Annotated in this window: 20 protein-coding genes; 12 read left to right on the top strand and 8 right to left on the bottom strand. The window is 39.5% G+C overall.

Annotation, left to right across the window (positions count from 1 at the left end; translation table 11 throughout):
* Nucleotides 1–617 precede the first annotated feature (617 nt).
* A complete protein-coding gene (locus ACINWC743_RS15285; RefSeq protein WP_009586038.1) occupies nucleotides 618–2441 on the bottom strand; it encodes an acyl-CoA dehydrogenase C-terminal domain-containing protein in 1824 nt (607 codons plus the stop codon).
* Nucleotides 2442–2673: 232 nt separating this feature from the next.
* Between ACINWC743_RS15285 and ACINWC743_RS15280 the strand changes: the two genes are divergently transcribed.
* Complete coding sequence (locus ACINWC743_RS15280; RefSeq protein ID WP_009586055.1) at nucleotides 2674–5058, top strand: hypothetical protein; 2385 nt, start codon at nucleotides 2674–2676, stop codon at nucleotides 5056–5058.
* A gap of 106 nt (nucleotides 5059–5164) precedes the next feature.
* Here ACINWC743_RS15280 and aroE read toward each other — a convergent pair whose 3' ends face one another.
* The 3 genes from aroE to hemF all read right to left on the bottom strand — a co-directional run bounded on the left by aroE (nucleotide 5165) and on the right by hemF (nucleotide 7495).
* Nucleotides 5165–5953 carry a shikimate dehydrogenase gene (gene aroE, locus ACINWC743_RS15275; protein ID WP_009586043.1) on the bottom strand — a complete coding sequence of 263 codons (789 nt, stop codon included), beginning with the start codon at nucleotides 5951–5953 and terminating at the stop codon, nucleotides 5165–5167.
* 156 nt (nucleotides 5954–6109) lie between these two features.
* Entirely contained in the window at nucleotides 6110–6316 is a 207-nt protein-coding gene (locus tag ACINWC743_RS23975) for a hypothetical protein (protein ID WP_009586046.1), read from the bottom strand.
* Between the two features lie 237 nt (nucleotides 6317–6553).
* Nucleotides 6554–7495, bottom strand: a complete 942-nt coding sequence (gene hemF / locus ACINWC743_RS15270) for an oxygen-dependent coproporphyrinogen oxidase (protein WP_009586061.1) — start codon at nucleotides 7493–7495, stop codon at nucleotides 6554–6556.
* A 275-nt stretch (nucleotides 7496–7770) separates the two neighbouring features.
* Between hemF and hemN the strand changes: the two genes are divergently transcribed.
* Complete coding sequence (gene hemN / locus ACINWC743_RS15265) at nucleotides 7771–9135, top strand: oxygen-independent coproporphyrinogen III oxidase (protein WP_009586028.1); 1365 nt, start codon at nucleotides 7771–7773, stop codon at nucleotides 9133–9135.
* A gap of 194 nt (nucleotides 9136–9329) precedes the next feature.
* Here hemN and ribA read toward each other — a convergent pair whose 3' ends face one another.
* Nucleotides 9330–9932 (bottom strand): GTP cyclohydrolase II, encoded by a 603-nt coding sequence (gene ribA, locus ACINWC743_RS15260; protein ID WP_009586037.1) that lies wholly within the window; start codon nucleotides 9930–9932, stop codon nucleotides 9330–9332.
* Between the two features lie 317 nt (nucleotides 9933–10249).
* Here ribA and dxs point away from each other — a divergent pair, with 317 nt between their 5' ends.
* The 8 genes from dxs (at nucleotide 10250) to ACINWC743_RS15220 (ending at nucleotide 19128) form a co-directional block, all read left to right on the top strand.
* The gene (gene dxs / locus ACINWC743_RS15255; protein WP_009586042.1) at nucleotides 10250–12154 is read left to right on the top strand and encodes a 1-deoxy-D-xylulose-5-phosphate synthase; all 1905 of its coding nucleotides are present in this window, start codon (nucleotides 10250–10252) and stop codon (nucleotides 12152–12154) included.
* Between the two features lie 130 nt (nucleotides 12155–12284).
* A complete protein-coding gene (locus tag ACINWC743_RS15250; protein WP_004825232.1) occupies nucleotides 12285–13115 on the top strand; it encodes an inositol monophosphatase family protein in 831 nt (276 codons plus the stop codon).
* 478 nt (nucleotides 13116–13593) lie between these two features.
* Nucleotides 13594–15462: a DEAD/DEAH box helicase gene (locus tag ACINWC743_RS15245; protein ID WP_009586057.1), complete on the top strand. Its 1869-nt coding sequence runs from the start codon at nucleotides 13594–13596 to the stop codon at nucleotides 15460–15462.
* 428 nt (nucleotides 15463–15890) lie between these two features.
* Nucleotides 15891–16709 carry an ABC transporter ATP-binding protein gene (locus ACINWC743_RS15240; RefSeq protein ID WP_004825229.1) on the top strand — a complete coding sequence of 273 codons (819 nt, stop codon included), beginning with the start codon at nucleotides 15891–15893 and terminating at the stop codon, nucleotides 16707–16709.
* On the top strand, nucleotides 16706–17485 hold the full coding sequence (gene mlaE, locus ACINWC743_RS15235; protein WP_004725633.1) for a lipid asymmetry maintenance ABC transporter permease subunit MlaE: 780 nt from the start codon (nucleotides 16706–16708) through the stop codon (nucleotides 17483–17485). The genes ACINWC743_RS15240 and mlaE overlap by 4 nt, the downstream gene beginning before the upstream one ends.
* Entirely contained in the window at nucleotides 17485–18162 is a 678-nt protein-coding gene (locus ACINWC743_RS15230; protein WP_004825227.1) for an outer membrane lipid asymmetry maintenance protein MlaD, read from the top strand. The genes mlaE and ACINWC743_RS15230 overlap by 1 nt, the downstream gene beginning before the upstream one ends.
* Before the next feature lie 20 nt (nucleotides 18163–18182).
* A complete protein-coding gene (locus ACINWC743_RS15225) occupies nucleotides 18183–18806 on the top strand; it encodes an MlaC/ttg2D family ABC transporter substrate-binding protein (protein WP_004825224.1) in 624 nt (207 codons plus the stop codon).
* Between the two features lie 34 nt (nucleotides 18807–18840).
* Nucleotides 18841–19128, top strand: a complete 288-nt coding sequence (locus tag ACINWC743_RS15220) for a hypothetical protein (RefSeq protein ID WP_004825222.1) — start codon at nucleotides 18841–18843, stop codon at nucleotides 19126–19128.
* Nucleotides 19129–19247: 119 nt separating this feature from the next.
* Here the strand turns inward: ACINWC743_RS15220 and ACINWC743_RS15215 are convergent, their stop codons facing one another.
* Nucleotides 19248–20261 carry a magnesium and cobalt transport protein CorA gene (locus ACINWC743_RS15215; protein WP_004825220.1) on the bottom strand — a complete coding sequence of 338 codons (1014 nt, stop codon included), beginning with the start codon at nucleotides 20259–20261 and terminating at the stop codon, nucleotides 19248–19250.
* A gap of 158 nt (nucleotides 20262–20419) precedes the next feature.
* Between ACINWC743_RS15215 and ACINWC743_RS15210 the strand changes: the two genes are divergently transcribed.
* The gene (locus ACINWC743_RS15210) at nucleotides 20420–21016 is read left to right on the top strand and encodes a TIGR00730 family Rossman fold protein (protein WP_009586053.1); all 597 of its coding nucleotides are present in this window, start codon (nucleotides 20420–20422) and stop codon (nucleotides 21014–21016) included.
* 120 nt (nucleotides 21017–21136) lie between these two features.
* Nucleotides 21137–21532, top strand: coding sequence for an NUDIX hydrolase (locus ACINWC743_RS15205; RefSeq protein WP_010590771.1), 396 nt, complete (start codon nucleotides 21137–21139; stop codon nucleotides 21530–21532).
* A 45-nt stretch (nucleotides 21533–21577) separates the two neighbouring features.
* On the opposite strand, the gene ACINWC743_RS15200 is transcribed toward ACINWC743_RS15205, so the two are convergent.
* Together ACINWC743_RS15200 and recG are read right to left on the bottom strand one after the other, a co-directional pair.
* Nucleotides 21578–22219, bottom strand: a complete 642-nt coding sequence (locus ACINWC743_RS15200) for a ComF family protein (RefSeq protein WP_035301266.1) — start codon at nucleotides 22217–22219, stop codon at nucleotides 21578–21580.
* A gap of 175 nt (nucleotides 22220–22394) precedes the next feature.
* A complete protein-coding gene (gene recG, locus ACINWC743_RS15195) occupies nucleotides 22395–24440 on the bottom strand; it encodes an ATP-dependent DNA helicase RecG (RefSeq protein ID WP_009586064.1) in 2046 nt (681 codons plus the stop codon).

Raw genomic sequence — 24440 nt, 5'->3', positions numbered from 1 at the left:
TGAAAGATGATACAGCCAAACCGCCTGATTATTCATACAATTGATTTGGATGATTCATTTATTTTGTACTTTTTGAATCATTGATGGTCTTGCGATCTTGAGGCGACATGGATGTCGCCATGTTGAGCGGGGGTAAAGGATGTACCCCTCGCTCAACGAAAGATTTTTGTCACTTTTCATCTCTGAAAAGTGAGGCATCGCCTACGCAAAAGAATTTAAACTTTAGCACTAAATCGTGGCAGTGCAAGCTTTAGATCATCAAACAATCTATTGATCGCCTTCATTTTATTGATCAGAGCAATGAAACTATATTGATGGTGGCGCTTACGGAACTTCGCTCCTCATCCAAAATCGGATGAAAATCCAGAAAAAATCCACATAGATTTATTATTTTTCAATGAGTTGAAGATTTAATTGCATCGAATTCACGTTGTTTAGTATGTTTTAGTGCATGGTGGGTGACTAAAAATGCGAAAAAATCAGCTTTCTATTGTTATAAACAAGTAGAAAAGAGGATGAGTTATCGCATATTCCGGCAGAATTTCAATGAGCTTTCCTTAAAAATACAAAAGAGCGCCGAAGCGCTCTTTCTATTTTTCTTAGCGAAAACCTACATATTAGTAGTCAAAACTAAAATGTTCAGCGTCAAGTGACATCATGGTCTTAGATGGGTTGACCATCGACTCAGCATGCCCTTGTGCACGCGGTAGCAATTGCTCAAAGTAGAAATCAGCAACTTTGATTTTTGCTTTATAGAACTCAGGAACTTCAGCACCATTTCCTGACGCCAATTTTTCAGAAGCCACGGCTGCTTGTTGTGCCCAGTAATAAGCCATCATTGCATAACCAGAGAACATCAAGAAATCTACAGAAGCAGAAGAAACGATGTCACGGTCTTTACGTGCTGCAAGCATGATACGAACAGTTAAAGCATTCCATTGCGCACAGATTTTAGTTAAATCCCATGCAAAGCGACGCATATATTTATTACGTGCATGTTGACCACAGAACTTTAAGATTTCAGCGGTGTATTCACGAACCACTTTACCTTTAGAAGAAAGCAATACTTTACGCCCGATCAAATCAAGTGCCTGTACGCCAGTTGTACCTTCATACAAGGTTGAAATACGTGCATCACGTGCAATTTGTTCCATGCCATGTTCTTTAATATAACCATGACCACCAAAGACTTGCATCCCGTGATTTGCAGCTTCTAAGCCCATTTCTGTTAAGAAGCCCTTGAGAATTGGCGTATAAAAACCAAGTTTATCGTCATATTCATCAAATTTTGCTTGATCACCTTGCGCCAAAGCATCAGTCATCTTATCAGCCAATTGAGCAGCATGATAAATCATTGAACGACCACCTTCGGCAATTGCCTTTTGGGTCAATAACATGCGACGAACATCAGCATGGTGAATAATTGCATCAGCAACTTTCTCTGGATCTTTTTTACCTGAAAGTGCACGCATAGACATACGATCTTTTGCATAAGGCAGCGCACCTTGGAATGCTAACTCAGCATGTGCAAGACCTTGAACTGCAGTACCAATACGTGCAGTGTTCATGAAGGTAAACATGGCATGTAAGCCTCTGTTTACTTCACCGATCAAATAACCTGTTGCAGCATCAAAGTTCAATACCGCAGTTGCTGACGCACGAATCCCCATTTTGTGTTCGATTGAACCACAAGTCACTGGGTTGCGTTCACCAATACCGCCATCTACCGTTGGGATAAATTTTGGTACGATAAATAATGAAATCCCTTTTGTGCCAGCAGGTGCATCTGGTAAGCGCGCAAGTACGATATGAATGATATTTTCAGTCAGATCATGTTCACCCGCAGAGATAAAGATTTTTGTACCAGTGATGGCATAAGTTCCATCTTCTTTTGGCTCGGCTTTGGTTTTAACTTGTCCTAAGTCTGTACCACATTGTGGTTCAGTCAAACACATCGTACCTGACCAAGTACCAGCAGTAAGATGTGGCATGTAGGTTGCTTTTTGCTCATCTGTACCAAATTGCATGATGGTGTTCATACAGCCCATGCTTAAACCTGGGTACATCGTGAATGACCAGTTTGCAGTTCCCATCATTTCTGATTTAATCAGATTTAAAGACATTGGTAAGCCCTGACCACCAAACTCTTCTGGGTACGACAAACCTTGCCAGCCACCTTGAACGAATTGATCGTAAGCTTCTTTAAATCCTTTTGGTGTAGTGACTTCACCTTCTTTAAAATGGCAACCTTCTTCATCGCCAGACTGATTCAAAGGAGAGAGCACATTTTCACAAAAATCTGCTGCACCTTCTAAAATCATATCAATCGTATCAGCATCGGCATTTTCGCCAATTGATAATGTTTTATAGTGCCCAGAATAGTCAAAAACTTCGTTGATTAAAAAACGAATATCACGGAGCGGCGCTTTATATGCTGGCATGTATTTAATCCTAATTTAGAAATAGTTTTGGATATTCAATCGATAGTTTCATTATTCATAATCATATGAGAAATACATTGATAAGACTCTCTAAAAGAATTGTCAGAAATGCGAATTTGGTAGAAAAAGTACATGCGAATCTGTTGGTTTTTTGATAGTATTGAACAGTTTGTTTTTGTAGTTTCATTGCTATTTTTAGTATCTTTATAATATTGAAGTGAGTCAATCTCTCATGCATTTAAAAAAATTAACATTATGTCTTTTAGGTTTGAGTTTGTCGGCATGTTCAACACATGTGATTAAAAGTAATGCTTTAAATGCAGATCAAGACGCTCCTCAACGTGCAATTCAAGGGTTTAATGCGCTGTATGAATATCCTAATTTTGATTATCGTGGGCAATTTCAAGTTCATTTAGATCGCCTACAGAAAGATCAAAATCTGAAGTCTACGGATTCAAACCAACTAGATCCTGCCATTGAAAAAAAGGTCAATCAGTATTTAAAAGATCAAAAAATTAAACTGACAGATATACAGAAAAAAGAACTTTATCAAGCGATTGCGAAACAGGATTCAAACTATATCAGTCGTTTTGTCGGCATGGGAGCAGATGTTGTTCAAAATATTGTCAATGATTTGCAAATTCGATACGACGGAACAGTGAATTATCGCCAAAAAATGGCATCGTTTAATTTAGAAACACAATACAAAAAGCCAAATTTATCTGTGGAAATGCGTATTCCTACAGTTTTGGATATGAATAATTATAAATTCTATACCCATATTTTTTCGATCATGCCTTATTTGGCAAATTCTCAAGATCAAGACAAATATGCGTATTATGATTTTTCAAAATATAAAGATGATATTAACAAGGTGAATGGCAAAGCCTTGATCGAGTTGCTTAAACAGTCGGGTGCAACTTCATATTTAATTGCCGCGCCTCATCAAATTCAAAATCTTGCAGTGAGTTCTGCGGACAAGCAAGCAGGAATCGTTGAAAAAATTCGCTTAAATACATCAGTAGAAGAAATGTTCTTACAAGGGCAATTATACTCTACAGTGAATCGTCAATATTTGATGAATTCAGTGTTTGGATTGAATCAATCTAATATTGCAAAAATCCTAGGACCGAGTAGCGACAGTCAGGCAAGTGATGAGGCTTATGAAGCTGCTCAGGAAGCGATGAAAGCTGCAGATGAAGCGCTAGCAGGCATCACATCGAGTGATGATAGTGCCAATGATGCATCAAGCGCAATGTATGAACTTTACAATGCCGTCAATCGTAAGTCTCATGAAGATTTAGAGGAAGAAGTTGAAGTAGGGGATGCAGCACAAGCAGCACGTGCTGCTGTAGAAGATGACGAAGACGATGCGACTGCTGATCAAGATCAAGAGCGTGATTCTGACGATGAGGCTGTTGAAGCCGCAGCAGACGGCAATACGACAAAAATCTTAACTGAGCAACAATGTGAAGATTTGACCAAAGCTAAAGCAAATCCTCGTTTTGGTGATGTGGAGTATTGTCAATATCATTACGAAATAGACGTCTTAAAAGGTGAGCAACAAAAAGAATCCTCATCAGATACTGCGTTGAGAGAGAAAAATAAGACTGCATTGGTCAGCACATTTAATGGCTATGCGAAAGATCAGTTGGTCGATGCGCAACAATTTAAACAATTGTGGAATCAACATCTCACTGAGATTGAAAGCAGTTTGCCAGCTCCAGACAAACGTAATCCACTGATCGTTGATTTGTCATTGGACAATAAAGGACGAGCAGTTAAAGCAGATTATAATATGGGCTTAGATTTAGATACCTTAAATCGTAAGTTAAACATTAAAATGGACATGCAATTCCTTAATTATGGCAATGCAAGCAAGATTGATCAAAATGTTCTCAAACAGGCGAAACCTTTTAAAGATATCTTTAAAGGCAGCATTATGGAACAAGCGGTGGGTGGAATATCGGGTTCAGAACGTAGTGATGAGCAAAAATACTTAAGTTTAGATGAACGTTTAGAGCAACTGGCAGAACAAGTATTTGCACAAACTGGCTCTTATGAAAAAACCTATAAAGCAGTGTTTATCGCAAAATTGACTGCACAAAAGCCTGAATTGATCAAACAATATTCTGCTCAAGATTTACAAGAAATCGCAGCAATTTATGCTTATTCTTACTCAGATGAAGAAATCTACAATCCAAAAGGGCAGGCTTTGAAACAAATTCAAGCCCTACAGAAAAAGCATCATTTAGAAGATGATCATCAGTACGATGATGAACTTGGAAATGATGTAGATGAGATTGTTGCTAAAATCTGGAAAGCTAAACAAAGTACTTTAGAGGTGCAGGGTTTAGTTAAAAAATATAAAACAACCGAAGCTGTGTTTGCACAATATTACATGCAGAAGTTTGAAGCAGAAAATGAGATTGAAAAGTCTCAGCGTGGAGAGTTTATAAAAACAGCAAAAGTTTTAGCAAAATCTTATGTTGCATTTAAAAATAATAAGTTTAATGATCAAGTCGTATCGACATTGAATGTTGATTCTACTGAATTTATTGATTATGACTTGTTCAAGCAAGCTTATCAGGCATTGAGTGATGCCAAGTTAAAGTAATTGTCTTGTAGCGAGTGATAAAAAAGAACCTCAATAGAGGTTCTTTTTTTGATGCTTTGTCCCGTCCTAGATAAGCATTCTACACAGTTTATACATCAGTATACATTCAGAGAAAATCTTTTAGATTTGGACGGACACCATTCCAGATATAAAATGCCTCTATTGCTTGCCCAACCAACATACCAAAACCTTCCGAGCTTGGAACTTGACGTGCTTTGGCTTGTTCAATAAAACTTGATGCTTTGCCATATGCCATTTCATATGCATGATTAAATGTTAATGTTTCAGGGAGTATAAGGGCATCACCACTTAGGCTTGTTGAGGTCGCATTAATAACAAGATCAAATTGCCCCTGTAATGCTGTTAAGTCACAAGCCATCAGCTGTGCTTCAGGCACGCTGTCTGCTAAGTCTGCAACCAATTGTTCAGCACGAGCAAGTGTGCGGTTGGCGATCACGATTTTTTTTACCCCTGCTTTTACCAACGGATAGATGACACCTCGAGTTGCGCCACCTGCACCAATAATCAGCAAGTCTGCATCCTTTAAGTCCCAATCCAAAGCTTTAATGGCATCGACCAGACCTTGACCATCTGTATTGTCTCCATGTAGCTCACCATTTTCCATCCATAGCGTGTTAACGGCTTTGGCAATTTTTGCGCGTTCAGTAAGTTGCGTGCACATGGCAAAAGCTTGTTCTTTAAAAGGAACTGTGACATTCATTCCTACGCCATTTTGAGAGAAAAACTCATGCACACTGCTTTCAAAACCATCTAGTGGGGCTAGACGTCTGCTGTAATTCAGATCAATACCTGTTTTCTTTGCAAAAGCATGATGTAACTCAGGAGAACGAGAATGTTCAATCGGATTGCCAATGACTGCGAATTGTTTGCTCATGTCCAATGTCCAAGTATTGATAATATTGATTTTTAAGGCACGGCAACAATATACGGGAAAACGTTGAAGACAACAAAAAGTATCTTGGCGTACTTTGGGATTAAATCGTTATATTTTGATTGTTAAGATTTAAAAAAAAGAGAAATTATTTTTGAATTATGGATTACATACAGATTCTAGAAAATCGAGAAAAATCATCGCAAAAACGACAATAAAACCAATCGATAAAACAACACTGGAAGTAATTGAAATGCTATCCGATAAATCATTGGTAGAGATGATTGTGGTTGAAACAGAACACACCAGTAAAAACAGAATGCCTACTGAAAGTGTAAGTTTATGATTTTCTAATAAATTCCTCATATCAACCTCTCGCGTTAACTGCTATAATCTTCTGATATTCAATATAAATTTATCGAAAAAATTAAGGAAATTTTAAGTCTGCTATAGTAGCCGAGTTTAAGGTTAATTTAAATTAAAAAGCTGCGTTATTGTGAATAATTCTCATCTTAATTGTGAGTAAATCTTTCAAAACTTATTTTGATGAAGCATAAAAAAGCTACCTCATGTGACTGGGTAGCTTTTTTTAATTATTTTAGGTCATTTGAGTATAGATAACCAATCATGAGGTTTTAAATAATATTCGGTTAATTGTTTTTCTGGGCTCTGTTCGCCCCATTCAGGACGATAAGACCATGCCGCAAGCGGTGGCATACTGACCAAAATAGATTCAATGCGCCCCCCTGTTTGTAAACCAAATAAAGTGCCTCGGTCATAGACGAGGTTGTACTCAACATAACGACCACGACGATACAACTGGAAATCTCGTTGGGCTTCGGTATAGGGTTTATCTTGATTGCGTTGAAAAATAGGTAAGATGGCTTTTAAATAACCGTTACCCACAGCTTGCATATATTCAAAGCATTTTTCAAAATCCCACTGATTTAAATCATCAAAAAACAAGCCACCAACGCCACGTTGTTCATCTCGATGTTTTAAATAGAAATAATCATCACACCATTGTTTATGTTCTGCATAGACTTCTTCTCCAAAGGGTTTGCATAAATCAAATGCGCTTTGATGCCAACTCAATACGTCTTCTTGATTGGGATAAAATGGCGTAAGATCGAAACCACCTCCAAACCACCAAATTGGCTCTTGACCTTCGGGTTCAGCGACGAATAAGCGAACATTGGCATGAGAGGTCGGCACATTTGGATTTTTTGGATGAATCACCAAGGATACGCCTAATGCTTGAGCTTTGGCTCCTGCTATAGCGGGATGTCGCTCCGTCGCAGAAGCAGGTAGTTTTGAAATATTGATGTGCGAGAACATCACACCACCTTTTTCAATCACTGTGCCGTTTTGTAAAACGCGGGAACGACCACCGCCACCCTCAGGTCGTTGCCAGTCATCCACTTCAAATTTTGCAGTCCCTTGACCTAATTGTTCTTGTTGTTCCAAAGCTGAACAAATTCGCGCTTGTAAGCCGACAAGAAACGTACGAACACGTTGAATATCTTCAGAGGTTGGGTTTTGCATGACGATCCTCAAAGGCGCACAAAATGATTTTATACATCAAAGCATAAAACCATTAAAAAAGAAAACCATTGAAAAAAGAAGATGTTTTTTTGAATATTTTTACTACTGGATCCAATGCATAAGAATATTATTGACTGTTTCAAGTCTTTTACAAAAATCCCGAGCAATTCGCTAGGTTGAAATCTATGTTTAAGCTCAGCACAATGGATTGAGGATAGAGGCACTCGTGTGCATTTATCGGTTTGTAAATCTTAATATGGTACTGAGCAGTAAATATGAGTTGTTCTTTAATTCAGAAATATAATGTGGCTGGTCCACGTTATACCAGTTATCCAACAGTTCCGTATTGGGATGAAAGTTCTTTTTCATTGCAACAATGGAAACAGACCCTAAAGCGTTCTTTTGACGAGTCTAATCAAAGTGAGGGCATTAGCTTATATATCCATTTACCGTTTTGTGAGAGTTTATGTACTTTCTGTGGATGTCATAAGAAAGTGACCAAACGGCATGAAATGGAGCAACCTTATATCCAAGCCGTTTTAAAAGAGTGGGATTTGTATTGTCAATTACTTCAAGAAAAACCCATCATTAAAGAAATTCATTTGGGTGGTGGTACACCGACTTTTTTTTCAATTGAGCATTTACAACAGCTTATTCAAGGTGTCTTAGCCAAAGCTGATATTGCGAAAGACTATGAATTTAGTTTTGAGGGACATCCCAATAATACAACACGTGCGCATTTGCAAGCATTGTATGATCTCGGATTCCGCCGCGTAAGCTATGGTGTGCAAGACTATAACGATACTGTTCAAAAAGCCATTCATCGTATTCAACCTTTTGAGCAGGTTGCCAATGTCACACAGTGGGCGCGTGAGATTGGCTATCGTTCAATTTCACATGATCTGGTTTTTGGTTTGCCTTTTCAAAATCTAAATGATGTTTTGAAAACAATTGATTTAACCAACAGTCTTATGCCAGATCGTTTGGCTTTTTATAGCTATGCGCATGTACCTTGGATCAAGGGGAATGGACAGCGTGGTTTTAAAGATCAAGATGTTCCAAAAGATGATGTGAAGCGAACCTTGTATGAAGCGGGTAAAAAGCAACTCTTAGCGCATGGTTATCATGAAATTGGCATGGATCATTTTGCCTTAGCACAAGATGGTATGTATCAATCTTTTCAGGCGGGTACACTGCATCGCAACTTTATGGGCTATACATCGTCAAAAACACAACTCATGATTGGTCTTGGGATATCTTCGATCAGTGATAGCTGGTATAGCTTTGCTCAGAATGAGAAAGACCTGGAAGCATACTATGCGTGTCTAGACCGTGATGAAATTCCTGTCGTGAAAGGTCATGTACTGAGTGCTGAAGACTTGAAAATTCGTCAGCATATTTTAAATTTAATGTGTACTTTCCAAACATCATGGGCTGAGCCGTCTATGGATTTCACAGAACGAGCTCAGGTTATCGAGCAACTTATCGAGATGCAACAGGATGGTTTGTTGACAATTGAAACAGATCGAATTGTGATTACTGAACAAGGCAAGCCTTTTGTTCGTAATATTTGTATGGCTTTTGATTTGCATTTAAAACGAAGAAAGCCTGAAACACAGATTTTCTCAATGACAATTTGATGAAAACTTCATGCCGTTGTTTTTTATCATTCTCAATCTTTATGAAGGCGCTATTCTGAGCTAAAACATCCTGAGTTAAAACGGCTTTAAACGTTAGAGGAGGTATAGTGCCTACCTCCGACTATCAAGCAGACGATGGTTTTTATCACTGCGTTTAGCAATTTCTCAAAAACATACTTGCAACGAATCAGTGATTAAAAATCATCTTTCTCATACATATGAGACATACGATCGTGTTTGGTTTTTAAATAATCTTCATTGAATTTATTTAAGCCAACAGTTAAAGGAACACGATCAACAACGTCTATACCCAAATCTGTTAGCGCTTTTAGTTTTAACGGATTATTGGTGATTAACTTGACTTGTTTAACCTGTAAATGATCCAACATGATGCTACACATGTCATATTGGCGAGCATCAGCAGGGAGGTTTAACAATAAATTGGCATCTACAGTATCATGACCTTGGTCTTGTAAAGCATATGCACGAATTTTATTGGTTAAACCAATTCCGCGACCTTCTTGGCGTAAATATAAAATTACACCTTGACCTGCCTCATTCATCATTTTCATGGTGTTATGTAACTGTGGACCACAGTCACATTTCAATGAGCCAAATGCATCACCAGTTAAGCATTCGGAATGAATGCGAACTAAAACAGGATCTGTGGGAGCGATTTCTAAACCCTTAGAAAGAGCAACATGCTCTTCGCCTGTCAACGGATCTTGAAATACAGAAATTTTAAAATCACCATAAGCGGTGGGTAATTTTGAAGTGGCAACAAACTCTATTGACACAGAATCTTCCATCTATTTGTTTAGAAATTAGCTAAAGTATAGCGTAATGCTTGGACATTGGTAGAATTGAAAAGCATGTTTTTATAGATAACTTTGCGATAAAAAATTCTTTTTTGTATAAAGCGCACGATAATAGTTGATATATAGATAGATTATTCATGATAATTGACACCAAGAGCACACTTGCTGACTTGGAAGTCTCCAATGACGCATCATTATAAATGTGGCTGATCGAATGTGATATGATTTGTTTTCACAATCATGCTAACCCGTGTACCTAGCTTAGATTTGCCAGGCTTTAGAAGGCTTTGCCACATATGTTGTATACCGAAATACCTAATCAACGTCCTGTTACGCCATTGTTGGATGAAGTAGACCATCCTCAACAATTACGTCAGCTTGAGCAAAGCCAATTGGTGCAGGTCGCAGACGAATTGCGTCAATTCATTTTGTATGCTGCTGGACAAAGTGGCGGGCATTTTGGGGCAAACCTCGGCGTTATTGAACTCACTGTCGCTTTACATTATTGCTTTGAAACACCTAAAGATCGTCTAGTTTGGGATGTGGGGCATCAAGCTTACCCACACAAGGCATTGACTGGTCGTCGTGAACAATTAACCACGATTCGTTCCAAAAATGGTTTGGCTGCTTTCCCGGCACGAGAAGAATCCGAGTTTGACACTTTTGGTGTTGGTCACTCTTCAACCGCGATTTCAGCGGGCTTAGGTATGGCGTTAGCACGTCGTTATCAAAAAGATCCTTGTGAAGTCGTGGCGATTGTGGGGGATGGTGCGATGACGGCAGGTATGGCTTTTGAAGCCATGAATGATGCTGTTGCACACAATGCTGATTTGATTGTGGTACTGAATGACAATGATATGTCTATTTCGTGTAGCACAGGCGGTTTTGCAAAGCATTTGGCTGCAATTTGGGAACAAGGGCAATTCATCAATATTGATGAAGAGGGGCAAGCTTTTGTTCAAGACTGTCCAGAGTGGGACTACAATTCTCGTTTACACCAGTCAGCAACAGATGCAGCCGATAATTTATTTAAAGCAATTGGCTTTGATTATTTTGGTCCATTTGACGGTCACGATGTTGAGCAGTTGGTACAAGTATTCAATGCATTGAAAAAACGTAAAGGTCCACGTTTAATCCATGTATATACGGTAAAAGGTAAAGGCTTTGCACCTGCCGAAGCTGATCAAATCAAATATCATGCGATCGGTAAAACGCATGCTTCGCCTGCTAAAAATTCAGCGCCGAAATATTCAGATGTATTTGGGCAATGGTTATGTGATGAAGCCAAACAAGATCACCGATTGTTAGCGATCACACCAGCGATGTGTGAAGGTTCCGGGATGGTGCAGTTTGCCAAACAATTCCCAGAACGCTACTTTGATGTCGCGATTGCAGAGCAACATGCAGTCACTTTAGCAGCAGGTATGGCTTGTGAAGGCTTAAAACCTGTTGTTGCAATTTATTCGACCTTCTTGCAACGTGGTTATGATCAATTGATACATGATGTTGCTTTGCAAAATCTCGATGTAACCTTTGGTATTGATCGTGCGGGATTGGTTGGAGAAGATGGACCGACTCATGCTGGCGCTTATGATTATGCTTATATGCGTACAGTACCGAATATGGTGATCATGGCGCCAAAAGACGAAAATGAATGTCGTCAGATGTTGCACACTGCCTATTTATATCCAGGTCCTACGGCTGTGCGTTATCCACGAGGAAATGGTTTAGGGGTTGAAATCCAGCAACAACTGACTGAGCTTGAAATTGGTCAAGCCGAATTATTATTAGAACTCAATACCGAACATGATGAAGGTATGAGTATTTTAGCATTTGGTAGTCGTGTCCAGCCTGCCTTGGAGGCAGCTAAACAGCTTGCTCAACAACTGGATATTGCCGTTCGTGTAGTGAACATGCGCTTTGTCAAACCATTGGATGAGCAGATTATCCGTGACTTGGCAGATAAAACCAGTTTATTTGTCACCATTGAAGAGCATGCGGTAATGGCTGGTGCGGGAAGTGCTGTAAACGAATTCTTAGCACATGCTCAAATCATAAAACCGATTTTAAACTTAGGTTTACCTGATGAGTTTCTGGCTCAAGCAACTCATACTGAAATGCTTCAAGACTGTGGTCTAGATGCGGATGGCATCAAAAACTCAATTCAGCAGACATGGTTGAAACTTGTTCAACATGTTTAAATGACTGTAAAAACTCAATATGTAAAATTTTAGAAACAAAATTTCCCAAAAAGCGCAGATATTTGTTAAAATGCCTGCGCTTTTATGCATTATTCTTTATCAGTATCTTCAAATTTGTAGTGGGTGTTCAATGGAACCTATGGTGGTGATGGCTGCGCGTGCGGCTCAATTAGTTGGTCAAGAGCTTTTAAAAGCGCATCAAAATCGTCATAAACTCGATCTACAAGTCGAAGAAAAAGGGATTGATGGTCCAGTGACTCGTGTAGACCGTTACATTGAGCAACTTACCATTGATACACTTCGTAAAAGTTATAAAAATCACAGCTTCCTTGGTGAAGAATTTGGTCTACAAGAAGGTAAAGGTCACGATGCCGATTGGTGTTGGGTGATCGATCCACTTGATGGCACTTTAAACTTTATCAATGGTTTTCCACATTTCTGTGTATCTATTGCAGTTCAACATAAAGGTGTAACTCAACACGGTGTTATTTATGACCCTGTAAAAGATGAGTTATTCTCAGCAAGCCGTGGTCGCGGTGCTATGTTGAACCAACGCCGTATTCGCGTAAATGTTAAAGACAGCCTTGAAAATACTTTTGTTGGTGTAGGACATGCTTATCGTGCAAAACGTAACGGTGAAATTGTTTCTTATGCAAAAAATCACTTTGAATCTTTGTTAAATGTGACTGAAGCTGGCGCACAATATCGTCGTGCAGGTTCTGCTGCATTAGATTTGGCTTATGTTGCTGCTGGTCGTTTAGATGCTTATTTTGAACTTGGTTTAAAGCCTTGGGATATTGCGGCAGGTGAATTGATTGTGAAAGAAGCGGGCGGTACAGTTGTTGATGCTCGTGGTGGTTCAGAATCAATGGAAAATGGTCAAGTTATCGCTTGTTCTATGAAGTTGTTAAAACCATTGATGCAACAAGTTGTTCCAGCATGGGGCGAAGCTGCGAAATAATTTTTAATTATTTGTGTAGATTGAGTTTTAAAAAGCCTTCATGTGAATGAAGGCTTTTTTATGATGTTAACTTAATAAAAAATGCTCATTTAGAACAATGCAAGTAAAATAGTTTTTTGATTTCATTCTAATAAGGCAACAATAAGTGAATGATACAGGAAAAAACAATAAAACTTCGTGACATTATTATAAATTCTGCTATACTCCGCGCACGCACTAAATTTCGTTCATTACCTGAACATTCTCTTCTATATTGTGTATGCGCGTCCGGTCCAAAGAGAGGACAATATTTCGCGCCCCACCCAATCGCTTAAGCGATTCCTTCAGGTTGCGGCTGTTATCAAATGTGCGTTATACGCATCGTCGTTCTCGGATCGCCGCTGATTCTATATTTTCAGCGATTATTGCTGTGCCGCTTTTTGCCGATGTCCATCAGACCATATATTAATGGAGCACCCACATTAGGGTGAATATCTCTATGAGCAAAACTTTTGCTGAATTTTCATTAGACGAGTCGCTACAGAAAGCACTCGAGAGTCTTGGTTTTACTACACCGACTCCTGTTCAAGAATTATCTATCCCAGCGGCTTTAGAAGGCAAAGACCTTTTAGTATCAAGCCAAACTGGTTCTGGTAAAACTGCTGCATTCTTACTCCCAACGTTAAATGCTTTAGCTGGTCAAGATACATTTGTACCATTTAAAGAACGTATGAAAGCAGTCACTCAACCGAATATTTTGGTGATTTCACCTACTCGCGAACTTGCACAACAAGTATGTCAAGATGCGATTGCATTTGTACGTCACATGAAAGGTGTACGTGTTGCTGCGATTATGGGTGGTATGCCTTTTGGTAAGCAAATCCAACAATTAAAAGGTGCACAAGTTGTTGTTGCAACTCCAGGTCGTTTACTTGACCTTGTGAACCGTCGTCAAATCAAACTTGATTCAGTTGATGCTTTGATTGTAGATGAAGCTGACCGTATGCTTGATTTAGGTTTCTCTGAAGACCTAGAAGCAATTAGTGATTTGGCTTTAAATCGCAAACAAACATTAATGTTCTCTGCAACATTTGCACCACGTATCATTAACCTTGCTGAACGCATGATGAATGATCCAGAACGTATTGCAATTGAAACAGGTCATTCTACCAATACCGACATTACCCAAACCTTACATTGGACTGATGGTTTTGAGCATAAGAAAAAATTGCTTACCCATTGGTTAAATGAAGAAGATGTCGATCAAGCAGTTGTATTCGCATCAACTCAAGAAGATACAGATATGTTGGCTGAAGAGCTTGCAGAAGCGGGTCTTTCTGTTGTTGCGCTTCATGGTGCTATGCCACAAACTGTACGTAACCGTCGTTTACGCAGTATCCGTGAAGGTCGTGCAAAAATCCTTGTTGCTACAGATGTAGCAGCACGTGGTCTTGACGTACCAACAATCTCACACGTAATTAACTTTGGTCTTCCAATGAAGAACGAAGATTATGTACACCGTATCGGTCGTACAGGTCGTGCAGGTCGTACTGGTAAAGCAATCACTTTAGCGACTTACCGTGAGCGCGGAAAAATTCGTGCTTTAGAAGATTATTTGGAAGCGCGTTTAAGTGTTTCTGAAATCGAAGGTTTAGAGCCATCTCCACCTCCTGCACGTGGTGGTCGTGATGGTGGTCGTGGTCGTAACGGCGGTGGTCGTCGTGATGGCGGTCGTGGTGGTTTCGGTGGCGGACGTCGTTTTGAAGGTGAATCAAACTTCAAACGTCGTGAAGGCGGTGATGATCGTCCACGTCGTAGCTTCGATGACAAACCTCGTGGTGATCGTCCATCTTATGGCGAAGATCGTCCTAAGCGTTCTTTCGGTGGTGAAGACCGTCCACGTCGCGAATTTAATTCGGATCGCCCACGTCGTGAAGGTGGTTTTGAAGACCGTCCTAAGCGTTCTTTCGGTGGTGAAGATCGTCCACGTCGCGAATTTAATTCAGATCGTCCACGCCGTGAAGGTGGCTTCGGAGATCGTCCACGTCGTGAAGGTGGTTTTAATGATAAACCGCGTTTCAATGATGACAACCGTGGCAACAGTGTAGATTATAAACCACGTCGTGAAGGTAGCTTCGGTGACCGTCCTAAACGTTCTTTTGGTGAAGATCGTCCACGTCGTGAATTTAACTCAGATCGTCCACGCCGTGAAGGTGGTTTTGAAGACCGTCCTAAACGTTCTTTTGGTGGTGAAGATCGTCCAAAACGTGAGTTTAATTCAGACCGTCCTAAACGTTCTTTTGGCGGTGAAGATCGTCCAAAGCGTGAATTTAACTCAGACCGTCCACGTCGTAAATTCAATGACTAATTAAGCCTTTGCAATAAAAAACCAGCCATTCGGCTGGTTTTTTATTGCAAGTTGAAAAGTATTTGGTAAAATAAAATGTGATGCAGTTCAATTTATTTAATAAAACAGTTAGGTTGTTCTATTCTGTGAGATATTGAGTCTGAAATGAAGGCGATGAGTTTTTTTGAGGCAATTATGTTATACATGTTTTCAGCTTTATTAATTTCCAATGTAGGTTATTTCTTTTATAGCTTCATTTTCAAATAAGCTGGCGTTGTACAATTAAAACACTGCAATTTAGAAGTAAAAAAACAATGCATTTGATTTAAATGATATTATTTAAACAATACATATGAGTTTAAAGCCGTAGTTTTATCTTTTAATTACAAAAAATACAGATATTTCAGAGTATAGTATCTGAGCTGGTAAATGCAGGAAAATGTTCAGCTATGAATAAGCAAAGCCATTCCGAAGCTGAAGCTTTAATTGAAGTCAAAAATTTAAGTTTTAACCGTGGTGAGCGTGTAATTTACGACAACGTGGATTTAAAAATTCGTCGTGGGCAAATTACTGCAATCATGGGTCCATCAGGTACGGGTAAGACGACCTTATTGCGTTTGATTGGTGGTCAGCTAAGCCCTGATGAGGGGCAAGTATTACTTGATGGAAAAAACATTGCGTCAATGTCACGTAGTGAGCTTTTTTCTGCTCGCGCACGTATGGGGATGCTTTTCCAAAGTGGTGCATTATTTACAGATATGACGGTCTATGAAAATGTCGCATTTCCAATTCGCGCACATACACATTTACCCGAAAATTTAATTGCAGAATTAGTCGCGCTTAAACTAGAGTCAGTCGGTTTGCGTGGTGCTGAAAAACTTATGCCTGCTGAGCTTTCAGGTGGGATGAATCGACGTGTTGCTCTGGCACGCGCCATTGCGCTTGATCCAGATTTGATCATGTATGATGAACCTTTTGCTGGACAAGATCCGATTGTGATGGGCGTTTTAACGCGTTTAATTCGTTCATTACGAGAGGCACTAGATCTCACCACGATTATTGTTTCACATGATGTGGATGAAACATTGTCTATCGCTGACTATATTTATGTGGTGGCAGAAGGCAAAGTACAAGGTGAAGGCACGCCTGAGCAATTAAAACAACATGCTTCTCCATTTGTGCAGCAATTTTTAACAGGATCTGTTGAAGGACCTGTGGATTATCAATTTAGCCATCAAGCTTATTTAAGCAATGAGGTGAGTTCATGAATGCTATTGCCTTATTAGGTAGACGCGTTCTAGAACGTGTTCAAGGCATTGGTGTAGCAATGCTGATGTTGTTGCGAATCTTATTTTCGCTTCCCACAATACTGGGTGTAAAGCTGTTCATTTATCAAATGTATCGTGTCGGTGTTTTATCTTTGTTGATTATTGCTGTATCTGGTTTATTTATCGGTGCAGTTCTAGGTCTACAGATGTATAACATTTTGGTGACTTTTGGTAGTGAGGCGATGCTAGGCGCTGCTGTAGCTTTGACGTTGTTGCGTGAGCTTGCACCCGTGGTCGCTGCCTTACTTTTTGCAGGTCGTGCAGGTTCTGCTTTGACTGCTGAAATAGGCTTGATGAAAGCCACAGAACAATTATCCAGTATGGAAATGATCGGTGTTGATCCTTTGAAACGTGTAATTTCACCACGTTTATGGGCAGGTATTGTGAGTTTACCAATGCTTTCTGTCATTTTCGCCGCAATCGGCATTATGGGCGGGAAAATGGTTGGAGTGGATTTTCTAGGTGCAGACGAAGGTTCGTATTGGAGTGGCATTTTAAGCAGCACCCAGTTTATGAAAGATGTCTTTAACGGCACCATCATCAAAAGTTTAGTCTTTGCTTTAATTTGTACTTGGATTGCGGTGTATCAAGGCTATGCCTGTGAACCAACATCTGAGGGAATCGCAACATCTACAACACGTACTGTTGTGTATTCATCACTATGTGTTTTAGGTTTTGATTTCGTGTTGACTGCGGTCATGTTCGGAGGTGTTTAATGAAATCACGTACTAGTGAGTTGACCGTAGGTGTTTTTGTCATCATCTTTGGTATCGCTCTATTCTTTTTAGCAATGAAAGTGAGTGGCTTGGTCGGCACAAACTTAAAAGACAGTTATGAAATGACTGCAACATTTGACAATGTGAATGGTTTAAAACCACGTGCAAAAGTTACAATGAGTGGTGTTAAAATTGGTCAAGTTGATGCAATTACACTTGATCCAGTGACCCGTCAAGCGACAGTTAAATTTGATTTAGATGGTTCATTGACGACGTTTAATGCTGAGCAGCTGAAAAAAGTCAAAGAAAATGCTTTAGGTGATTTGCATTACAGTGCAGATTATCAGGCAGCTACGCCTGAGAAACAAAAAGAAATGGAAACGCAACTTTTAAGTAACATGAAATCCATCACAAATATTGATGAAGATGCTTACATAATGGTCGCAACCAATGGTCTTTTAGGCGAAAAATATTTGAAAATCGTTCCTGGTGGCGGCATAAACTATATTAAACGCGGTGAAAGTATTGCCAATACACAAGGTACGATGGATCTAGAAGATTTGATTACCAAATTTATTACGGGTGGTGCTGGAAAGACATCGACTGGCGCATCAGATGCTAAAGACACATCTGCATCCACTGAAACAACTGATGCTCAAACTTCATTCGTTGAATAAGCATTAGAGGAGTTATTGAAATGAATATGTTATTAAAACAAACTTTGACTGCAAGTGTTTTGGCTACGATGGTCGCTACAGCTGTTCAAGCTGCGCCAGCGGAAGCACCGCCTGCCTTTGTTAAACGTGTTGCTGATGGTTTGATTTCACGCCTAAAAGCAGAGCATGGTAAATTACAAAATAATCCAGCTGCGGTGAAAGCGATTGTCCGTCAGAATCTTGATCCGTTTGTAGATGGTCAAGCTTTTACACGTATCGTGATGGGGACTTATGCCAATAGCAGTACACCAGCGCAACGTGCTCAATTTGAACAAAACTTCCGTAATACCTTGATTGAAAACTATGGTAGTGCTTTTGCGAAGTATTCAAACCAGACCTATACAATGCGTCCTTATAAAGCGACCAATAGCAAATTCCCTGTTGTGACGATTGATTTCAATAACAACGGTGAAAAAATTCCAGTTTCTTTCCAATTATCTGATGCAGGTAGCCAATGGAAAGTGCGTAATTTAAATGTGTCTGGTATTGATCTAGGTTTGCAATTCCGTAATCAATTTGCGGCAAATGTGCAACGTAATGGCGGTAATATCGATAAAGCCATTGCGACATTTAAACCAGATGCAGATGCTGCTGTAAAAAAATAAGCGTATCTCATTGAGCTAAGATAGGTGTAAGCAAGTGATTGAATTTAAGAATCAGGAATTATATGTCAGTGGTAAAATTGCTTATGAAAATGCGGAAAGTTATTATTTAAATGGCTTGAAAGTTATTCAAAGTGAGAAAAACTTTCCATTGACGGTAAATCTGTCTCAGCTTGAACATGGTAGTACGCTTGCACTGTCTGTCTTTGTACAATGGCTGCGTCAAACCCCTGATTTACAAGGGTTACAATTTAAAGCAGTGCCAGAAAAAATGATGAAAATCATTCAGGCTTGTCATTTGCAAGATGATTTGAAATTGATTTAAATCACTTCTCAATAAAAAAGCACCATCAGGTGCTTTTTTATTGAATTGAACTTTGTGTCCTAAAATACTGATTAAAAAATTCATCGCTTATGCTGAAAAAGTCATATAACCCACTAGTTTTAGATCCATTTTTTCCATCTAAAGTAAGCCAATGGACCAACAAAAAATGCGATCAACAATGAAATAACAACGTAGAAACTCCAATGCCCATGCGCAAAAGGAAGAATTTCAGTGTTCATTCCATAGATGCTGGCGATCAACATGGGTGGTGCAAGCATGCTGGGTAAAATCGAGAATCGACGAATCGTATCGTTCTGTTCTGTGTTAATGAATCCAGAAGTCGTGTCGAGTAAGAAGCGGACTTTTTGAAACAGGAAGGCATCATGTTCGACAAGAGAACGTACGTCTTCGCTTAACTCTCGGATATCAGCATCATAAATATGACTACCCAATGCACGAGGACGCGATAAGAAGGTGAGAACACGGCGTAAATCAATTAAACAGAGCTGTGCCTTTCCAAGCATGTCTTCTTTCTGTGCAAGACGTGTAATCATGTCATCAAGGTCGAGAATCATCTCACGATGACGTACGTTGAGGACTTCAGTAGAGTATAGTTCTAAATCTCTGTGGATATCTTCCAAAATATCCGCAAGCTCATCAAGTTTCGCTTCGAGTAAACCGAGAAGAATCCAAGTTGGATCTTTATAGTCGATTTCATAATCATTACGTCGAGCACGTGCACGGAAGGCGCGAAAGGCAACCAGTTTCTCTCCGCGCAAAGTAAATAAACGCTCTTTATGCAAGATAAAAGCAACGGTTTGTACATTTGCCAGCATATTCGAGGTGTCTTCTGGATCACCCTCAACTTGGTAATTTTTATTTTTTGTTAAAAAATACGTACTGATATGTAGAATGCCATCATCATCACGGTAAAATCGTGCAGAAGATGAAATGTCTTCTAAAGATTTGAGGGTTGGTAAGTTTTGCTCATAGGCATCTAAAACCCATTCTTGTTCTTCTTGTGAAGGTGCAATAAGATCAACCCAAACCAATTCAGGATGTAGGTCGAATCCACCATTAATGGTTGCATCTTCTAAGCTACCGCGCTCAGTGGCGTAAAAGGCTTCAAGCATTGTGTCTTTTCTCCCTTGCGCAGTGTGGTGTCAATTTGATGTGTGTATTTTAGACAAGGATTTTAGGAAAAACACTGCTTACAACGCTCTTTTGTAAAAAAAATCTTTATTGTTCGTCTATATTTTTAGCATGACTAAATTAAAATTAGGTTAAATTTATGAATTCTATTGCTATTTTTTGTGGTTCATCTTTAGGTACAGATCAGATTTTTGCTGATGTTGCACAACTGACTGGTGAAACTATCGCCAAGCATGGTCAAACATTGGTTTATGGTGGTGGGCGTTCAGGCTTAATGGGGATCGTCGCTGACAGCGCATTGGCGGCAGGTGGTCAGGTAATTGGTGTGATTCCTCAAGGTCTTGTGGATCGTGAGCTGGCACATCCCGGGCTCACTGAACTTCATATTGTGAAAAATATGCATGAACGTAAAACAAAAATGTCTGAATTGTCTGATGGCTTTATTGCATTACCAGGCGGTGCTGGGACGATTGAGGAAATTTTTGAACAATGGACTTGGGCGCAACTCGGCATTCATTTAAAACCATGTGCATTTTTAAATGTTGAAGGGTTTTATGATGATTTGTTGAAATTTATACAGTTGACCACAGACAAAGGATTTTCTAAGGCGAGATTTACAAACCAATTGATTCATTCTGCATCAATTGAGGATATTTTGGCTCAGTTTAAAGCCTATCAAGCACCAGAACCAAAGTGGGGCGTTAAAGAGCGCGAGGAATTGGTAAAATTAGATTAAAACTTAATTTACTGGTTAGTGCTTTATTCAGTTTGTTTCGCTAATTTTTAAAACACAATATATTGTTTTTAATTTTATTAATGTCACAATATATTGTGTTTTTTAATGTTCCTTAGAATGATGAATGTAATTACTGTAGCTGCCGCTGTGATTTTAAATAATCAAAATCAATTATTACTGGTACGAAAAAAGAATACACAGTTTTTTATGCAAGTTGGTGGGAAGTTGGAACCCAATGAAGCACCTGAACAGACCATGTTACGTGAAATCGCAGAGGAAATAGGTGTTCAAGCTGAGATTAAACACTATATTGGTCGATTTGAAACTTCAGCTGCGAATGAGGCAGGGCATCAGTTGGTGAGTTATGTCTATCAAGTTAATTTACCTGATGCACCGAAAATTGATGCAGAAATTGCTGAAATGAAGTGGATTGATTTAGACGATCAACAGACGTTATTGGCACCCTTAACAAGAGAAGTGGTGATCCCTTGGTGTAAGGAAAATTTTTTAAGCTAAGTCAAATGAATTTAACAAGCATTATTCTTTAAATCATTGCAATGATCATTTCATAGATGGATGTGCTGCTGCAATACAAAGACTGGAAATCTGCTGACAGCCCATGCGTTGTAAAGCTTGGGTGAGGGCATGAATTGAACTTCCTGTTGTGACCACATCATCCACAATCAATACTTTTTTATATTTTCTCTTTTCGGATTGAATGGTTCGAAATTGATGCTCAATATTTTCCAGTCGTTCAACTCGACTTAAGCCTTTTTGTGAATGTTGAGCTTGTCGAACCACGGGTTGCCAAAAAGGAATTTTTAATTGTTTTGCCATAATTTTAGCCACAATCAACATTTGGTTGTAACCCCGTTCTTTAAGGCGCTCGGTTGAAATGGGCATGGGAACAATCGCTTGAACTCTGGAAAATCTTAAGTTCAATAAACTATGTGCAAGCACGTTTTGATATTGTAATTGTTGCTCATATTTATAAGTTTGAATGATGCGATCAATTGGGAAATCATAGTGATGTGCGCAAAGTATTTGTTGTTCATGTCGCTCTATGGATTGTTTGTACCAAGGGAGTTGATTCCAACAGTCTTGACATAAGGAGTGAGCTTGTTGTTGGTCAATGCCGCACAGTAAGCATGGAGAAATACATTGAACGCCTTTATGGAGCAGTTGATGGATAAATTGGAGCATGTTTTCTAATCTTTATTTGATCAAGCTTCAGCGATGATCCATTCATATCAGCAATTTCAAATAAAAGCTTTTCATTTGACGACATCCATGAAGACGATAAATCATCACGATTGTGAAAATTGTATTGCAAAATCCTAGTGTAGTCGAAAGCCTAAATCATTCTATTTTCGTTATGTTAAACATAAGCATATCGCGGTGCTTCAGGGAGCCAACGTTTGAGTAATGCTTCTGCGCTTTCTGGAAAATCTTTAAGTACTTGGGCGGCCACATAATGCGCTTGATTGAGCAAATGGTCATCTCGTTCAAGTTTGGCAACCCTAAATCCCATATCTCCAGTCTGTTTTGTTCCCAGTAATTCTCCAGGACCTCTGATTTCTAAATCTTTTTCGGCAATGATGAATCCATCATTGGTTTCACGCATAATTCTTAACCGTTCTTGTCCATTTTGAGACAGTGGGTTTTTATAAAGCAGTGCACAGAAACTTGCTGTTGCACCACGTCCTACACGTCCACGTAATTGATGGAGTTGTGAAAGCCCAAGCCGTTCAGCATTTTCAATCACCATAATCGAAGCATTGGGCACATCGACACCCACTTCAATCACTGTAGTGGCAATTAAAAGTTGTAATTCATTGTCTTTGAATTGCTGCATTACAGTTTGTTTGTCGTCAGCTTTCATTTTGCCATGCACTAAACCGATATTGAGGTTTGGAAAGCGTTGTTTAATTTCTTGATAAGTTGCTTCTGCTGCTTGTGCATCCAAGGTTTCAGATTGTTCAACCAGTGTACAGACCCAGTACGCCTGTTTACCCTCAGCACAATTGGTGGCAATTCTTGTTAATACTTCTTCACGTCGATCAAGTGGAATCGTGACGGTCTGAATCGGTGTTCGTCCTGGTGGAAGTTCATCAATGACAGAGGTATCTAAATCACCATAGGCAGACATTGCCAGTGTGCGAGGGATCGGGGTGGCTGTCATGACCAGTTGATGAGGAGTGGTGTTATCCACGCCCTTATTGCGTAGCGCCAGACGTTGATCTACACCAAAACGATGTTGCTCATCAATAATCACTAAGCCTAATTTGGCAAATTCAACATTGTCCTGAAATAAAGCATGGGTACCTACAATAACATTGGCTGTTCCATCCTTAATGGTCTGCTCAGCTGCTGTACGTGCTTTACCTTTTTGTTTGCCTGAGAGCCAAGAAACATTTAAGCCTAAAGGTTCAAACCACTTTTTAAAGTTTAAATAATGCTGTTCTGCTAGGATTTCAGTCGGTGCCATCAGTGCAACTTGCCAACCTTCTTCCAAAGCATGACAAGCAGCAACACCTGCAACCAATGTTTTACCTGCACCCACATCACCTTGTACAAGGCGTAACATCGGTTTATTTTGTTTCAGGTCTTTGGCGATTTCATTCGATACACGTTTTTGCGCATCGGTCATTTCAAAGGGCAAACTTGCCAACAGGGCTTTGGCAAATTTTTTGCTTGGCGAAAAAGATGGGGCTGCAATTTGTTGAATATATGCCCGTCGAGTGAGCAAACTAATTTGGTGTGCAACCAGTTCTTCAAAAATCAGACGTTGTTGAGCAGGATGAGCACCTTGCGCAAGCTGTAGCATGTTGGCATTGACGGGAGGGTGATGGATATATTCCAGTGCTTCTTTGAGCGCAAAACCATTGGTGAATTTTTCTGGCAATAATTCAGGAAGCTCATCTGCATGTTGATTCAGTGCCTGTTTGACATATTCACGTAATTTTGGCTGGGTTAAACCTTCTGTAGCGGGATAGATTGCCGTTAATTGTGTTTTAGGAAGCGGTGTATGTTCGGTAATCAGTTGTATTTCTGGGTGATAAAGTTCTAACCCACGTGCACCAACCCGCACTTCACCAAATATTCTTAAGCGATTGCCTGCTTTCGCTCGATCAGTTAAAGCTTTATAAACATGGTAAAAGCGTAGCGTGACTTTGCCAAAGTCATCTTGTAATAAAATCGCCATGGATTTACGTTTACCAGGTGGCATGTCGATAGATTTAACAACACCTTCTAACAAGTAACTCCGACCTACCTGTAATTGGTTCATGGCAATGATCGTGCTACGATCCTCATAATCCCGTGGCAAATGAAACAGCAAGTCATCTGTTGTAAAAATATTCAGTTTTTCAAGTAAGGCAGCTGCAGCATTGCCAACCCCTTGTAATTGATGAACTGCTGCCAT

It is taken from the genome of Acinetobacter sp. WC-743 (genome assembly GCF_000335555.1).
GTDB lineage: Bacteria > Pseudomonadota > Gammaproteobacteria > Pseudomonadales > Moraxellaceae > Acinetobacter > Acinetobacter bereziniae.
This window is presented reverse-complemented; position numbering and strand designations above follow the sequence as displayed.